Annotated in this window: 13 protein-coding genes; 4 read left to right on the forward strand and 9 right to left on the reverse strand. The window is 54.2% G+C overall.

What is annotated here, in order from left to right; genetic code table 11:
* The first annotated feature begins 71 nt into the window (after positions 1-71).
* On the forward strand, positions 72-1,055 hold the full coding sequence (locus tag O5O45_RS20720; RefSeq protein ID WP_305901245.1) for an OmpA family protein: 984 nt from the start codon (positions 72-74) through the stop codon (positions 1,053-1,055).
* 371 nt (positions 1,056-1,426) lie between these two features.
* On the opposite strand, the gene O5O45_RS20725 is transcribed toward O5O45_RS20720, so the two are convergent.
* From O5O45_RS20725 to O5O45_RS20740, 4 genes are all read right to left on the reverse strand, one after another.
* On the reverse strand, positions 1,427-2,056 hold the full coding sequence (locus O5O45_RS20725) for an ATP phosphoribosyltransferase regulatory subunit (protein WP_305901246.1): 630 nt from the start codon (positions 2,054-2,056) through the stop codon (positions 1,427-1,429).
* A 312-nt stretch (positions 2,057-2,368) separates the two neighbouring features.
* Positions 2,369-3,103 carry a class I SAM-dependent methyltransferase gene (locus O5O45_RS20730; protein WP_305901247.1) on the reverse strand — a complete coding sequence of 245 codons (735 nt, stop codon included), beginning with the start codon at positions 3,101-3,103 and terminating at the stop codon, positions 2,369-2,371.
* A gap of 293 nt (positions 3,104-3,396) precedes the next feature.
* The gene (gene argS / locus O5O45_RS20735; protein WP_305901248.1) at positions 3,397-5,133 is read right to left on the reverse strand and encodes an arginine--tRNA ligase; all 1,737 of its coding nucleotides are present in this window, start codon (positions 5,131-5,133) and stop codon (positions 3,397-3,399) included.
* Positions 5,134-5,321: 188 nt separating this feature from the next.
* The gene (locus tag O5O45_RS20740; protein WP_305901249.1) at positions 5,322-5,882 is read right to left on the reverse strand and encodes a hypothetical protein; all 561 of its coding nucleotides are present in this window, start codon (positions 5,880-5,882) and stop codon (positions 5,322-5,324) included.
* A 358-nt stretch (positions 5,883-6,240) separates the two neighbouring features.
* On the opposite strand from O5O45_RS20740, the gene O5O45_RS20745 reads away from it, so the two are divergent.
* A complete protein-coding gene (locus O5O45_RS20745) occupies positions 6,241-7,080 on the forward strand; it encodes a hypothetical protein (protein ID WP_305901250.1) in 840 nt (279 codons plus the stop codon).
* Positions 7,081-7,148: 68 nt separating this feature from the next.
* On the opposite strand, the gene O5O45_RS20750 is transcribed toward O5O45_RS20745, so the two are convergent.
* A complete protein-coding gene (locus O5O45_RS20750) occupies positions 7,149-8,519 on the reverse strand; it encodes a DegQ family serine endoprotease (protein WP_305901251.1) in 1,371 nt (456 codons plus the stop codon).
* A gap of 198 nt (positions 8,520-8,717) precedes the next feature.
* Here O5O45_RS20750 and O5O45_RS20755 point away from each other — a divergent pair, with 198 nt between their 5' ends.
* Positions 8,718-9,788: a phospholipase A gene (locus O5O45_RS20755; RefSeq protein ID WP_305901252.1), complete on the forward strand. Its 1,071-nt coding sequence runs from the start codon at positions 8,718-8,720 to the stop codon at positions 9,786-9,788.
* Between the two features lie 22 nt (positions 9,789-9,810).
* Here the strand turns inward: O5O45_RS20755 and O5O45_RS20760 are convergent, their stop codons facing one another.
* Positions 9,811-11,100 (reverse strand): hypothetical protein, encoded by a 1,290-nt coding sequence (locus O5O45_RS20760; RefSeq protein ID WP_305901253.1) that lies wholly within the window; start codon positions 11,098-11,100, stop codon positions 9,811-9,813.
* Between the two features lie 84 nt (positions 11,101-11,184).
* A complete protein-coding gene (locus O5O45_RS20765; protein ID WP_305901254.1) occupies positions 11,185-12,729 on the reverse strand; it encodes a hypothetical protein in 1,545 nt (514 codons plus the stop codon).
* Positions 12,730-13,110: 381 nt separating this feature from the next.
* On the opposite strand from O5O45_RS20765, the gene O5O45_RS20770 reads away from it, so the two are divergent.
* Positions 13,111-13,446 carry a YkgJ family cysteine cluster protein gene (locus O5O45_RS20770; protein ID WP_305901255.1) on the forward strand — a complete coding sequence of 112 codons (336 nt, stop codon included), beginning with the start codon at positions 13,111-13,113 and terminating at the stop codon, positions 13,444-13,446.
* Positions 13,447-13,480: 34 nt separating this feature from the next.
* Here the strand turns inward: O5O45_RS20770 and O5O45_RS20775 are convergent, their stop codons facing one another.
* Positions 13,481-14,023 carry a hypothetical protein gene (locus O5O45_RS20775; protein ID WP_305901256.1) on the reverse strand — a complete coding sequence of 181 codons (543 nt, stop codon included), beginning with the start codon at positions 14,021-14,023 and terminating at the stop codon, positions 13,481-13,483.
* Between the two features lie 147 nt (positions 14,024-14,170).
* Positions 14,171-14,812 (reverse strand): TetR/AcrR family transcriptional regulator, encoded by a 642-nt coding sequence (locus O5O45_RS20780; protein ID WP_011395061.1) that lies wholly within the window; start codon positions 14,810-14,812, stop codon positions 14,171-14,173.
* Positions 14,813-14,917: the final 105 nt, after the last annotated feature.

Here is a 14,917-nt window from a genome sequence, read left to right on the forward strand (position 1 = left end):
CTTGAAACGCCTATGCAGTATTTTGGCGTTGTGAGCTACTTTTCTTCTATTCATAGTGGAGGCTTATCGTTATGACGGCTCGCTTATTCTGGCGCTTGGCGGCACTGTTCTGCATCCTCATTACGCCCTATGCGACGGCGGGCGACCTACCCGGCGCAGAGGATCATCCCATGGTGTCCCGTTACGCTGGCGCGGAAATCATCAAATACGAAAAACAGGCTTTCACTGAAGTATCCCTGGCGCAGACGCCGATCCAACAACGGGGCGGCAAGGACAAAAATCCCGGCGCTTTTCTGGAGTTGGAGGGGAAATTAACTCGTGTGGCTTACCGTATCCCCGAAGGACGCAGCACGCTGGAAGTCTCCCGTAATTATGAGGAAGCGCTGACCGGCGCGGGTTTCGAGATCCTGTTCAGCTGCAAGAATGAAGAGTGCGGTGGTAAACCCGCCGGGCGTCCATTCAACGAAATCGTGACGCCGAAGGACCTCACCGTAAAAATGATGTTTCACGAAAAGGATCAACGCTACTTACTGGCGCGCCTGACCCGGGAAGATCAAACCGTGCATGTGGCGGTGTATATCACCAAGGCCTACTCCATTGGCGGACAGGATAAAAACCGGGTGTTCGTGAATACGCAGGTGGTGGAATCCGCTCCCATGCAGTCAGGCATGGTGATAGTGGACGCAGAAGCCATGGCGAAAGGTCTGGACGCGGAGGGGCATATCGCGTTGTATGGCGTCTATTTCGACACCGACAAAGCGGATATCAAACCGGAATCCGAGGAAACCCTGGCGGAAATCGCCAAGCTTATGAAGTCTCAGCCGTCTCTGAAGGTGTTAATTGTCGGCCACACCGATAACGCCGGCGCGCTTGATTACAACCGCAGTCTTTCCGAACGCCGCGCCAAAGCTGTGATGGATGCGCTGGTGAGTCAATACAAGATTGGCGCCGAGCGCATGACCGCTTTGGGCGTGGGTATGGCGGCCCCAGTCGCCTCCAACGAAAGTGAAGCAGGCAAAGCCAAGAACCGTCGGGTTGAATTGGTGAAAAGGTAGTCTGAACTGGTCGTCTTGGCAGCCGCTCAATAACGGACTTTGGCATCGCCAAACACGACCTTTTCTTCTCTCCAGTCTATATGTACTCCGTTCGCCCTGAGCCTGTCGAAGGGCTTCCCAGAGAGCTAATCCATAGGCGATGGCCTTTAATCAACATCCGGGAAGTCGGCTTTTTTCCTGAGTCGCCATGGAAGGCCCTTCGACAGGCTCAGGGCGAACGGAGGAGATGAGGACAGACTCTGGGTGAACGGGGGAAATGAGGTCAAGCTCAGGGCAAGCGGGGAAATGAGGACAGGGAAATTCAGAATGCCTGATAAATCAGGTGGATTTCCCCATCCATAGCGCACGGTAGATAATCGATCAGGCGTTACCTAACAAAGCATCAGACGATCAAAGCCAATCCCGAAACCAATCCCTTGTTTGTAGGCCCCGCCGCCCACGACCTGTTTCTGCGCTCCCAACTTGGGCACAGAGATTTCGAAGCCGTCCTCCATGTAATAACTCAAGCCGCGCTTCACGGCGCTAAATACTTCATATTCCGGGGTTTGCAGCGACACCATCTTCTCCGCCAGATCGATCAGCTCTTGCCGAACGGTTGGCGTACTGGGATTAATGACTTCTACGCCAAATTGAAAGAACTCCCGATAGCGCCCTTCCTGCGGCTGTTCGTAACGCCAGCAGCGCTCAAAATACCAAAGCCGCACATTCTTTCTGCGCTTGAAGTGCTTATCCGCCACCAGTTGTACGGTGGCAGTCCCTTCTGGACGTAGACATAAAGAACGACCTTTCTTATCCGGAAACACATACATCTGCCCCAGTATCTCCTCGCCGGCTTTGTCCACATAAACTTGAGACGGCTCAATGGAAGGCAGAATCACCTCTTCAAAACCACTCGCTTCCGCCAGCGTGATCATCTGATTCAGCAACGCCCTACGCTTCTTCGCCGTCTCGCCGCTGATAATGCGTACGCCTTTGGCCATACCTTCAATTTTGTATTCCATAATGGATTCCCATTCACTGATTTAAAAACAATAAAAAAGCCCTCGCAGCAACGCTGGGAGGGCTTTCTCAGTGAACGGGCTTAACTTTCAACCAAGCAATAGCTCTCCCAGCCGACGATGCGACAGTGAATGCAGATGCTTTGGATGAAGGTTGAAAGTAATCATGCTGGACATTATGCGTCCGAACAGAAGGATGTCAACCCGCCAGGCTGACGCCATGCGTCGGAGCAAAAAAGCAAAGAAAAGACGGCGCCTCACAGACAGGATCGCCGCCTCGGTTCTCACTTAATCGAGTCGTGTTTTAATCAGTCGCTATTCAACGCGTTGCGCCGCAGCGATAAAGAACATCGGTCGCTCTAATTCAACTTTCAGTTCTGGACATTCCTCGATTTGCTCCGCACTGGGACGCCATTCTTCCAGATGCTTCAGGGTGAAGCCGGCATTAATCAGCATCATCAGATACGTACCCAAAGTGCGGTGTTGTTTGACCACGCCATCCGCCAGCCAATCAGTGGTTCGTGGTCCTTCCACCAGATACTGGTTGATAGGCCAGAGTGTGTTTTTGTGCTGGTCTTCCGCCCAACCCGGTCGCCTGGGCGCTGTATAGATCGGATGCTCCGCGGAGAAAATCAGCCAACCACCCGGTTTCAGACTCTTATACGCCTGCTCGAACAAACCTTGCAGATTGGCGATGTAATGCAGCGTCAGCGAGCTGTAGACCAGATCGAAGCTGTTCTCAGGCAGGGTCAGCGTCTCCAGATCCTCGCGAACGTACTGAATATGAGCGTCAGACGTCATCTCTTCCGCCTTGGACAGCATGTTTTGAGAGACGTCGACACCCAGCACGCTGGCTGCGGACTGCTCCCGCGCCCACCGGCAGAACCAGCCAAATCCGCAGCCTAAATCGGCCACATTGGCGTTGTCCAACGGCGGCATCAGCGCTCTGATGGAAGCCCATTCCGGCGCTCCATCCAGCCCTTTCAGGGACCGTGGCAATTGGCTGTAGCCCTCAAAGAATGAGTCGGTGTCGTAAATATTTTGTGTCATGAGTGTGTACTCCGTTTGAGAATGCCGGCAACGAACGGGATACAACTTCCTACAGGCGTGACGAAGCCCCGTCCGTTGATACGGCGGGGCTGATTTCGCAATTACGCGAACTTAGAGTTGCTCACGAATTACGGACGCCCCACCAGGAACGCCCTCAATTCGCGAAACAATATGAATATCGATATAAATCATCGCGTGATTATTTCAGGGGATAAATATAGCGTCAATGTCATTCTGCGTTCGCTCCGCCCCAACCGAATCATTCCATTAGGGGCGGAGAAAGCGGATGGGCTTTACATCCGCTCCAGGGTTTCAATGCCCAGCAGATCCAAGCCTTGTTTCAGGGTCTTGGCGATGAGCAATGACAGCATCAGACGCGAGCTACGTACAGGTTCTTCGGCCGTCAAAATCGGACAGGCTTCATAAAAGCTTGCAAACTCTTTGGACAAATCATAGAGATAGCCACACAAAATGTGCGGACAGCCTTCAGACGCCACAGAGTGCAGTATTTCATTGAACTGCAACAACCTGACCGCCAGCGCACGCTCGATGGGCTCCACCAGTTGCAGGTCGCCCTCAAAGGTCAGATTACCGACTTCGCCTCTCTTGAAGACATTCACTACCCGGCTGTATGCGTACTGCACGTATGGCGCAGTGTTGCCTTCCAGGCTGAGCATGGCGTCGAAGCTGAAGATATAATCGCTGGTGCGGTTCTTGGACAGATCCGCATACTTCACCGCCGCCATACCGACGACGTGAGCAATGCGATTAAGCTCTTCTTCCGGCATTTCCGGATTCTTTTCTTTCACGACGGCGTATGCCCGACCTTGCGCTTCGGTTAGCAGATCCGCCAATTTGACGGTGCCGCCGTCCCGAGTCTTGAAGGGCTTGCCGTCCGTGCCCAGAACCATGCCGAACGCCATATGCTCCAGGGACATATCCGGGCTGACGAAGCCCGCCCTGCGACCGGCCGCATAGACCTGATTCAAGTGCAATGACTGCCGCGCATCGACGAAATAAAGCACCCGATTCGCCTTCAGAACCCGCTCTCTGTAGCGCAAAGCCGCCAGGTCCGTGGTGGCGTACAGGTAACCGCCGTCAGACTTCTTCACGATCAGCGGCAACGTCTCATCGTCTTTGCCTTTGAACTCGTCCATGAAGACGCACTCAGCGCCATCGCTGTTGGTCAGCAGGCCTTTCTCGCGCAGATCATCGATTACATTCGGCAGATCTTCGTTATAAGCGCTTTCCGGCATCACGTCCGCCCGCGTCAGGCTCACGTTCAGCCGCTCATATACGTCTTCGCAATGCTGCAGAGAGACATCAATGAAGGTCTTCCACAGCGATAGACATTCCTGATCGCCGGACTGCAGCTTCACGACATACTGACGCGCGCTATCTTTGAATTCAGGATCTTCGTCAAAACACTTCTTGGCCTGACGATAGAAGTTTTCCAGATCAGCCAGCTCCATAGACAGAGTCTGCTGGTTCTCCGCCTTCAACTTGTTCATGTAAGCCAGCAACATGCCGAACTGGGTGCCCCAGTCGCCCACGTGGTTCTGACGAATCACCCGATGGCCCAGGAACTCCAGAGTTCTGACAACGGCGTCGCCGATGATGGTGGAGCGCAGATGGCCAACGTGCATTTCTTTCGCGAGGTTAGGCGCGGAGTAATCCACTACGACGGTCTGTTTGGGGCTGTCCAGAGGAATGGTCAGGCGCGGATCAGCCAGCACTTGGCGCAGGCTCTGACTCATCCAGTCTGTACTCAGGAAAATATTGATAAAACCAGGGCCGGCGATTTCGACTTTCTCGGCCATGTCGCCCAGATCCAGAACGTCCAGGACTTTGGTGGCCAATTCGCGCGGGTTCATTTTCAGCGCTTTGGCGACGCCCATCACGCCATTGGCCTGATAGTCGCCGAATTGAGGCTTGCCGGACGGCTTCACGATCGCCGGAGAGCCTTCTGGAGCGCCCGCCGCATGCAGCGCTGCGCTGATTTTTTGTTCAAGCAATTGTTGCAGATTCATAGGAAGATCTTCGTTACTCACAGCAACGGGAGTCCGCCGCTGAAACTGATGGAAATGGCGGCCATGATACCGCAGTATCCGGTCAAGGAAAAATCCGCAGTTATCCGGGTAAGACTAAATGTCATGAATTGAAGGGAACGCCCGGTGCGGCAGGGCGCCGAGCGTGGATAAGAAATTAAGACAATGGCTTATTCGGTCTCACGGGGTTCGTATATGCGAATTACGGTCGAGTATGTAACATCAGAGCCATAACGTGATTCAAACTCTTTATTAACTGCCTCAGCCAAACCTTCATAGCTGATATGGCCAAACAAAGATTCCACTTTATACGGCGAACGAGACTCTAATCGAATATTTTCCGCGCCCTCCAAGCCACACTTCCATGGGTTGCTCAAGTCTTCCTGCTTTAATTTGTGCAGTATCTGGACGGCCGGACCATTTAGCAGAAAACCGTTTTTCTCGGATATATGAGTTATTGCCACTTTACCCTCTCCTACCGACGTTATCACAAAGGGCGCATCTATAGTGGGATAGAAGTGATAGCCGTTAGCGCCAGCATATAGTGCGCCTTTTTCATCCATACAAAAATCAATATCTTTAACGTAGACAGACTCGCCAAGTTTCAGTTCAGGAAACAGCGAAACCCTATCCAGATGTATAAAGCTATACTCAACATTATTTTCGACTTGGAACTGTGCGGATGCAGTAGTGGATATTGCTAAAAGTAGCCCTGCTAGTGTTTTGGTCATACTGACTTCTCCTTTTTAATAAATATTCCTCACCTGTCCAGGTGAAGGTGGATCATACCCACTATTAGATATTTTTCATACTAATCAATTACCTGAACTGAAAATCATAATTACCAAAACGACAAAACAGGCTTGTCAGGCGTCCTGTATTCCTATACTTTCGCCTCACTCGTCGCATTGCTTTATATACAAGCGCAAGGACCATTTTTATTTGTACAGAAAGGAGTCTGACCTGCCTTTTTTACGCCTGTTATATGTTCTGGAACACATGCTTTTTATTGCTGAGATATATCGTCAATAGATTTCGATTGGCGGAGTATTTCCTATCTCGATTGATTTTCAACCAAGGAGTTGTTGAATGAAGTACTCACCTTTGTGTTTGTTGTTTCCCTTAGTCTTGTTGACGGCCTGCGGTGGAGGTGGAGGCGGTGGATCGAATGACTCCCCGCCACCCGCCAGCGCCTACCAAGATTGCGATCTTTCAGGTTATAAAACACTGTCGGGCAATGGATACCCAGCTAATTATTTCTCCGGCCACTCTTACTCGCAAAAGTCTTGGTCGAATGGGGACTTCGACTGGTACCCTCTGCAACTCAACATTGTAGAAGAATCCACTACGTTCGGGCATGGCCTCAACACGAGCGAGCAGACGTCAGACGTTTGTCAGGCAGTGGCGACGAAACTGCTGGGCAAATTCCTTCAACCCAGCCAGAGTCTACAGAGACAACTCGAAGTAGAGCTATTCTTCGAGGGGTTTAATTATGAAACCACTTTATCCAGCACCGATGTGGAGGATAAAAAAATCTCAGCAATACAACCCAGGCTGGCGCTGCATTTAGACCTGCTCAAAAAAGAGTCTATTGATGAATATCTGGTGCTGGAATCCGAATCGTTGAACGCCTCAGCGCCGGTATGTAAGAAGCCTTTCACCGTATTGACGGAGTGGAGAGAAGGCAGTGAGCCTAACGTTGATAGAAAGACTGAAACTTATGGCGCTGACGGCAAAGTGTATACGCTTACTCATGCCGCCAAGTTTACCGGCGACGCCTGCACTTTTGATATTTCCGGGCGAATCGCGGTTGATGGTAGAGAGGAGCCTGTAGCCATACAAGCATCCGCAGAGCTGGAAAAGAAAGTCAGTGAATCGGGTTATGATCGGGGCTACACACTTCATATTCACAGTATGAAAATATACTGAACCTCATATCCCCAATTCATGCAGATGATGGCCGACTTGTATCGGCCATCGTCTTGTTACTGATCAAATCAACGAATCACCAGATAAAAGGCGCCGCCGCCCCGCTGCACCAGAAGGAGCAATTTGGTCTCTCCGGCGTCCACCACTTTTTGCAGGTCGCTTACGGAATTTACCCGGCGATTATTAGCGCCGATGATGACATCGCCAGGACGCAGACCGCTATAGGCGGCGTTTGAGTTGGGCGCCAATCCTATCACCACTACGCCTGAGCCGTCTGGATTATCTTCAAACGAGGCGCCTTCCAGCAGCTTGTGGATACGGGTCTCGCCTGCAATGCTGTTAGGCGGCTCCTGCAATGTCACTTTCACGACCTCTTCATCGCCCTCACGCAAAATAGTCACACGCAGCTTGTCGCCGATTTTGCGCTGGCCGATCTGACTGCGCAGATGGCCTGCGCTACGCGTGGGCTTGTCGTCAATGGCGATGATGATATCTCCCGTCTTCAAACCGCCCTTCTCCGCCTCAGACCCTTTGGCGACACTGGTGATCAGAACACCACGCTGGCCGTTACGCAGCTTGAAGGCCTGACGCAAATCCGGCGTGATGTCCTGAATCCCCACGCCCAGTTGCCCGCGTTTTACTTCGCCGTGCTCAATGATCTGGTCGATGCTGGCCTTGGCCATGTTAATAGGAATGGCGAATCCGATGCCGACATTGCCTCCGGTCGGCGCCAGGATAGCTGTATTAATGCCAATCAATTCGCCGCGCAGGTTAACCAGCGCGCCGCCGGAGTTGCCGGGGTTGATGGAGGCGTCGGTCTGAATAAAGTCTTCGTAACCTTCAATGCCCAGTCCTGTGCGTCCCAATGCGCTGACGACGCCGGTGGTGACGGTTTGGCCCAGTCCGAAGGGGTTGCCGATTGCGACCACGAAATCCCCGACCTCCAGCCTGTCCGAGTCCGCCATCTTCACCTCGCTCAGATCATCCGCCTCAATTTTCAGAACGGCGATATCGGCGTCAGGGTCGCCTCCCAGCACTTCCGCCTTCAGGGTACGGCCATCCGTCAACGATACATGCACCTCATCCGCCCCTTTGATGACGTGGTAGTTGGTGACCACCGTGCCATTATCTTTATCGACGATGACCCCGGAACCGGCGCTTTGCTGGCGACGTTGCTCGCGAGGCCGCCGGTTGTCTGGAATATTGAAGAAATGACGAAAGAAAGGATCTTGCATTAAAGGGCTGTAGGATTCCTGCCTGGCGTAGGTCGCGATGTTGACGACAGCGGGGTTCACTTCCTTGAGCATGGGCGCCAAGGTGGGCAAGGGCTGCCCCTGTGAGTCGGCCAGTGGCAGCGCGGCGGCGCTGGAGGCCGCCCAGCCGACGCAGGCTGCCAGTACACATAATCTCAATCCACTCAGGGTTTTACCCATCAACATGTATCTTTCCTCCGCTGGGCGCAGACGGGCCGACGACGAACGCATGCCTCACGACCTGACAGCGCGTTTGAAAATGTCCTTAGTTATAACGTCCTATGAGATGGGAGCGGTTTTGTCATAAATCCGGGTTAGATTTACAATCGCGGCTCTCTGTCACGTATGCTTCCATAACCTGCCCAACGCGGATATTACCAGAGTATGAAATTTTCTAAATCAGCGCCTAATGGACTGAATACTATTACCTTTTGCTGCGCCTTGACGCTGGGCGTCAACGCCCTGCCCGCTCAGGCCCAGTTGCAAGAAAAAGATCAGGATGAAACTGAAACCTGCGTGTTCAAAGCGCTGACCCAGGGCCCTGGCGATATGACCATCGATGAGCTGAAAAGCCGTTGCGGTATAGAGATTCCGAAAATTCCTGAAGACGCCAGCCCCACAGTGAAAAATGGAGAAAGCGTTATCGCCGAACGCATTATGCGGGAGCAGCTTTCCAGCAACAGCCGCAGTGTGATCACCCCGCACCTGCGTAACTACCTGATGCCGGTGTCCTATCTGAAAAACCCTAACAGCGAACCGTTACGCGAGGCTTACGACCTTGGGGAAGATGCGGAACTGGACAACCTGGAGGCGAAGTTTCAAATCAGCCTGAAAGTGCCTCTGGCGCAAGGAACTTTCATCGACTCGGACGCCATATTTTTCGGCGTGACCCTCAAGTCCTTCTGGCAAGTGTACAACCACGATTATTCCGCGCCATTTCGGGAGACCAATTACGAGCCGGAAGTTTTCTGGATTGCGCCGGTGGATTGGACCTTTTCCACCGCTGATTTCAGTCTGCTGGCGGTTGGCTTCAGCCACCAGTCCAATGGCCGCTCGCAACCACTGTCGCGGAGCTGGAATCGCATCTACGCCAACTTCATCTGGGAGCATAACCGCTTCGTTTTCAGTCTGAAGCCCTGGTGGAGGATTCCAGAGGACCAGAAAAAGGACAGACTTGATCCTAAAGGCGACGACAATCCCGATATCGACGACTACATGGGGCACTTCGAATTCACCACCGCCTACCGTTGGGATAACTACGAAGCCAGTCTCATGCTGCGCAACAATCTGCGCGAAGATAACAAAGGCGCGGTGGAGCTAGGGTTTACCTTCCCATTATGGAAGCGGCTGCGTGGTTACGTGCAGTACTTCAATGGCTACGGCGAAAACCTGATGGACTATAACGCGTCAGTGGAGCGCATCGGCATCGGCGTGTTACTGACGGATCTGCTCTGACCACACGCTCCGCAGCATTCCGTCAATTGGCGAGCAGGCGGTCGAACATCTTTTCCAGTTCCGCCTGCCGGTCATAATGGGAAATCTGGTATTGGGGCTCCAGAGCGCTCGACAAGTCCTCGCCATAACGAGCCAGGCCACGTAGTGACTCCAGAGCGTTCTGCGCCTCTGCAAGAGAGGCGTTGTCCTGCAAACCGGCCTGCGTCAGCGCAGCGGCGCTCTCTCCCGGGGAGGGGACGAGCAAACGCCATTCGCCTCGGCTGTATGGCGCTATCGGTTCTCCCCGCCACAATCCTGGCGCGTCCAGGCCGAACGCCAGCAGTCGCAGCCAGCCCTGCTCCGGCGCAAAGACGCGCAGCCCCCTCGGAGACAGACGCCAGGGGCTTTGATTATCCACTTGCACCACCAGCTCGCCCTGTCCGATAACTTCATCGTACAGACGCTTATCCACGCTGATATGCGTGCGTCCACCCACCATCAACTGGCGCACGGAGCTGATATCGATAAATTTATGCAGGCCCAGCAGGTTGTAAGCAGGATAGGTGACAGCGACAACACCTGTTTTGAGGCCACGCCAGCGCGGCGTCTCCGCCGCCTTGCCCAGCAAGCCGATCAGGCCAAGGATCACCGCGAATGCAATAAAAAACTGCGTGGTGCGACGGCCGTACAGATTGGGAAAAATCACGCCGACTGCGCAAAATACAGCGAACGCCAGCCACCATAAAATCGCCGTCGGCGTCACCCAGCCGAATGGCAGCGCCAATACGCCAATCGCCGCCAGGATGGCGACGCCGGCGAAGACAAAACGTCGGGAACGAAGGTGAGAGGTAAGCGTTTTTTTAACGTCGGGGCGTACGACCCGCACCGCCCGGTTCATCGCTTTAGGTTCGGCAACGACGCCATTGCCGGCCTTAAAAGGCGATGGCTGCGGTTGCGGCTTTGGTTTAGGGGAGGATTTTTTCAGTTGCAGGTTCCAGAACTTATGCTCCAGCCCCTGTCTGCACAGGCTATCGACAATTCCCTGGTTAATGGCGTCGTGAATCCCGCTGTCTTTGTCCGGCCCATCTGGCGCATCAAGCAGCACCACGCCCAAGCGCTCCTGCAACTGTTCGCCCAATTTGCGCCAGACTGATTCCACCTGCGCCATCGCCGTCTGCAACTCTTCCGAATCCGCCGCCCGGTTGTTGCTCATCGCCCTGCCGATCAGCTCATTCTGCAAGCGCGTCCAAAACGCCCGCCAGGCCGACGGCGACAGGATGTCATCCACCGTTCCCCGGGACTTTATAAATTCTTCGATCTGCGCTTTTTCCATTCCGTCGTAATCCGCCGTCACCTATCGTTTGTTCGGCACAAGGTCTCGTTGATCTTAGTCGCGCTGCAATCAGAGCGCATGGATTTAAAGGGTTCCGCCGGACAGCGTCGGGGACGGAGTTTTCTTATCGGCTCGATTGGCGGAATCATCCGGGGCGGCGTCAGGAGTCATGCCCCCGGCCATCAGCACCCGGCGCAGGCTGTTCACTGACTGCTCCGCCTGCGCCAGCGCCCCTTTCGCGTATTTCTGCAACCAATGACGGAACAGACGCTCCTGCTCCGCTTTACGCTGTGCGGAAAAAGCGTCTTTTTGACCTTTATCCCGGCTCAGCCGGTCATAGTATTGCTCCATCGCCAGTAAATTATCGGCGATCTCTTTCTCGACCTGCTCGTGCGCCTCTTCAATTTTGCCCCGCAACTTGCCTTTCGCCGCCGTGGCGTCGTGCAGGTCCAGCAATGCTTCCGTTTGCGCCAGTTTGTTGAGCAGGTAGCCATCGTACTCCTGTACGCACTCCAACCGCTCACGCAGTTCTTCTTCGCCTGATTCCGCGAACGCCAGCAGATATTCTTCACAGCCGAAGGCATCCGGCGACTTCACGCCAAAGCGCTCCGTTTGCTGCAGCAGATAGTCATACTGCGCCTGTAAACGCAGCGCTTCATTGGTTTCATCCCGCCACACGCGCCGATACAGCGCCTGCTCCCACTGCAGCTTCTGCGCCCGCGCCTGTTTATCCAGTTCAGCCACCCTTCTGCTGTGAGCGACGTCTTCCCGCGCCATATCAGAACGCACTCGCAGCGCCTGTTGGGTCAGGGCGTCGCGACGCCCTGGCTCCAGCATGGGATCCAACAGGCCAGCGTCAAAGCTGGCGAGAATCGCCTTGAGCTTGTCCCGATACACAATGGGCGTATGCGTGCTTTTATAGACATCCAGCTTTTCGCGGATAGGAGATAGAGATAAGTGATGCGCTCTGGCGATGACGTCGAGCTGGCTGAACACACGTGTCTCCAGCGCTCTAATTTCTTCAAATGGATAGAATTCGGCAGCCCAGCGGCGCAAACCGGACAAGTCCCAATTCATCTTGGCGATACGCACGCGGGTCGGTTTGAAGCCTTTGCGCACCACGCCTTTGGCCTGTTCTTCCGTCAACCACAGACGACCGTCTTCGCCAGGCGTCCAAAGCAGATTGCTCCAGTTGAGCTGATGAGGCAGCGATAGAGACCAGTCGCCTCCGCCCGGTTTCGCCATGCCCGGGTCCACATCAAGACAAACCGGTTGTTTGAACGCATTGCTGGGTCCGCAAAGATAGACAGTCATGTCATAAGGCAGGATAGTGGCGGCGACCTCCGGCGGTATGCTGTCGCCCTGAATGCCGGCGCCCAGCTCGGCGTCCACCAGCCCGGGCTGCGCCTTCCACTTGATGGAACCGCTTACGGCGGGACCGCTCAACAACGGATACAACTCCCAGCGCAGGGAATACGTCATGGGGCGCAAGCCGTCTTTGTCTTGGTGTTCCCCGGAGATCTCGCCTTTATGGCCATAGGGAGAAACAGAAGGCGCCGCCGCCAGGGGCGCAGTGAACATAAGTAGGATAAGCGCCGACCACCAATGTTTATTCAAAGCGCCAACCATGAAAAATTCTCATTGCCATTCCTGTTGATGACCCGATTTACACGTTACATCCATTTGCTCGGTCTTCCCCTGACCGTCAAGCGAACAGCGATCTCTTAACGGTGGGCTTCAGCCGGTGTGTGATTGTGCATAATCCTAAAAAAATAGTAATCCCGCCTTGCACTTAGGCCGAATGCCCGAGCTGGAGTCGACGACGCCCTCCCTCAGTTTATACCTCTATTTACTGACTATATTGCCAAAATGCGGAATTGAACAGATAATGGCCTCCGATTTACGGCGACCGAACGGTTTCCATGCCGATTTCCCGGTCGTCGCCCAAGCAGATTTATCTATCAAACCATCCAGAGTTAGCGCTGGTTGTTGTGCACGGAGTGTGTGGCAATGAGTGTGGACAACCCCTGTTTGTCCTGTGGCGCCTGTTGCGCCAGTTTTCGTGTGTCTTTTTATTGGGCAGAGGCGGATGCCGAGTCCGGCGGTGTAGTGCCGCTGGAGTTCACGGAGAAGCTGAATCCCTGGCGTAGCGTGATGATTGGCACCAATCAGCCGCAACCCCGTTGTCGCGCGTTATGCGGCGATATTGGCGGCTATACGACCTGCTCCATTTACGAACAAAGGCCCACTCCCTGCCGGGAGTTCGAAGCCGGTTCAGAGGGCTGCCTGAAAGCCAGGGCGAAGCATGGCTTGCCTTTGGACTTTCCCGACTGGCGGGCGGCCTGACACTGGCGCCCGCACATCGTTTTCGAGTAGGGCCTTAGCGCAGTCGACCGGCGCAATCCGCGCACTCCCGCACTTGCACGCGTTTGGTGAATGCTGGCGGCGCGCCGCTATGAAAGGCGTCGCTTTCACTCAGCCTCCGGTAGACGGCCACATCGTAGATCAATGGGTATTGCTTCGCTGATGTCGCATAGCCAGCGCAGTCGCCATCGCTGCGAAAAACGCAAAACTCAAATTGATAGGCGCGCGGCCGCACCAGCTCCACCTTTTCCTTCAACAGGCAAACCCGATCGCTGTCGCTCAGGCTGCCGGTCACTGCATAGCTATTGCAGATTTCCGCGGTCCCGCCATACAGATACTCCACGCCATCCGCTCCAACAAAACGGCTGACTTCATTCACTCTGGCGAATATTAACTGCGAGCCCACGCCATTCGAAGATTTGGCGTGAAAGGTCACCACCGGCATATCCGGCGAATAGAAACGGTTCCGATAGATATCGCCCCAGTCCGACTGAGGGCCCAATTGCGCGGAAGCCAGCGCGGGAAACAGCGCCAGCATTAAGGACAGCAGTATTTTCATACAGGTTCTCCCCGGGGATTACGATGATCAACAGAGGAAACCGGCCCGGACGCGAGGCCCAGAGCCTTAACCACGTCTGCCGTGGTTAGACTCCGGTCAAAGAGGAAAGTTCATTGAAAGCGAATAATTTATCGCATTAAGGTCCTGTCAGGGAGTTTTGACGCCACAGCCTTTCAGGATGATGCGGATGAGGTTATCCGCGGCGAAGTCGAAATCCTTGGAGGTCAGCTTTTTGCGTCCCAGCACCGCTTCGATCTGGGTGCTGAAGTCCGCGTAATGCTGCGTTGCGCTCCAAATCAGGAAAATCAGGTGTTCCGGGGAAATGGGGTCGATTTTACCCTGATCGATCCAGGACTGGATCACCGCCGATTTTTCCCTGACCCATTGGCGGTTATTGGATTTCAGATATTTGCCCAGCGTAGGCGCCCCACTGATTATCTCCGTCGCGAAGATCTTGGAGGCCAGTGGATGGGTTTTCGCCAACATTACCTTGGAGCGGATATAACGTCCCAGGGCGTCCGCCGGACTGTCTTCCGGGCGGATGGCGTCAAAGGCGGAGTTCCAGAGTTCGACGATATCGCTCAATACCGCCAGATAAAGGTCGTGCTTGCTCTTGAAGTAATAGTGAACGTTAGCCTTGGGCAGCCCCGCGGTGTCTGCAATCTGCTGAACTGTCGCGCCTTTGAAACCGTGGCGGGCGAATTCAATTTCCGCCGCCCGCAGAATAAGCATTTCATTCTTTTGCCTGATACGGCCCGGATTCTCCACACGGTTTGTTTTCAATACCATAGTCGCCCTAACCATCCCCTGCTGCTTAATGGGTGAACAGTTCGCGGGCCGCCGCGACAACGGCGACGACGCCCACGGTTAACTCACTGAATTAACGTATTGTTC

The organism is Hahella sp. HNIBRBA332, assembly GCF_030719035.1.
Taxonomy (GTDB): domain Bacteria; phylum Pseudomonadota; class Gammaproteobacteria; order Pseudomonadales; family Oleiphilaceae; genus Hahella.

Bases quoted from the DNA above. Each gene is read 5' to 3' on its own strand.
- O5O45_RS20720 (WP_305901245.1), top strand. From the start codon at position 72: ATGACGGCTCGCTTATTCTGGCGCTTGGCGGCACTGTTCTGCATCCTC.
- O5O45_RS20725 (WP_305901246.1), bottom strand. From the start codon at position 2,056: ATGGAATACAAAATTGAAGGTATGGCCAAAGGCGTACGCATTATCAGC.
- O5O45_RS20730 (WP_305901247.1), bottom strand. From the start codon at position 3,103: ATGACACAAAATATTTACGACACCGACTCATTCTTTGAGGGCTACAGC.
- argS (WP_305901248.1), bottom strand. From the start codon at position 5,133: ATGAATCTGCAACAATTGCTTGAACAAAAAATCAGCGCAGCGCTGCAT.
- O5O45_RS20740 (WP_305901249.1), bottom strand. From the start codon at position 5,882: ATGACCAAAACACTAGCAGGGCTACTTTTAGCAATATCCACTACTGCA.
- O5O45_RS20745 (WP_305901250.1), top strand. From the start codon at position 6,241: ATGAAGTACTCACCTTTGTGTTTGTTGTTTCCCTTAGTCTTGTTGACG.
- O5O45_RS20750 (WP_305901251.1), bottom strand. From the start codon at position 8,519: ATGTTGATGGGTAAAACCCTGAGTGGATTGAGATTATGTGTACTGGCA.
- O5O45_RS20755 (WP_305901252.1), top strand. From the start codon at position 8,718: ATGAAATTTTCTAAATCAGCGCCTAATGGACTGAATACTATTACCTTT.
- O5O45_RS20760 (WP_305901253.1), bottom strand. From the start codon at position 11,100: ATGGAAAAAGCGCAGATCGAAGAATTTATAAAGTCCCGGGGAACGGTG.
- O5O45_RS20765 (WP_305901254.1), bottom strand. From the start codon at position 12,729: ATGGTTGGCGCTTTGAATAAACATTGGTGGTCGGCGCTTATCCTACTT.
- O5O45_RS20770 (WP_305901255.1), top strand. From the start codon at position 13,111: ATGAGTGTGGACAACCCCTGTTTGTCCTGTGGCGCCTGTTGCGCCAGT.
- O5O45_RS20775 (WP_305901256.1), bottom strand. From the start codon at position 14,023: ATGAAAATACTGCTGTCCTTAATGCTGGCGCTGTTTCCCGCGCTGGCT.
- O5O45_RS20780 (WP_011395061.1), bottom strand. From the start codon at position 14,812: ATGGTATTGAAAACAAACCGTGTGGAGAATCCGGGCCGTATCAGGCAA.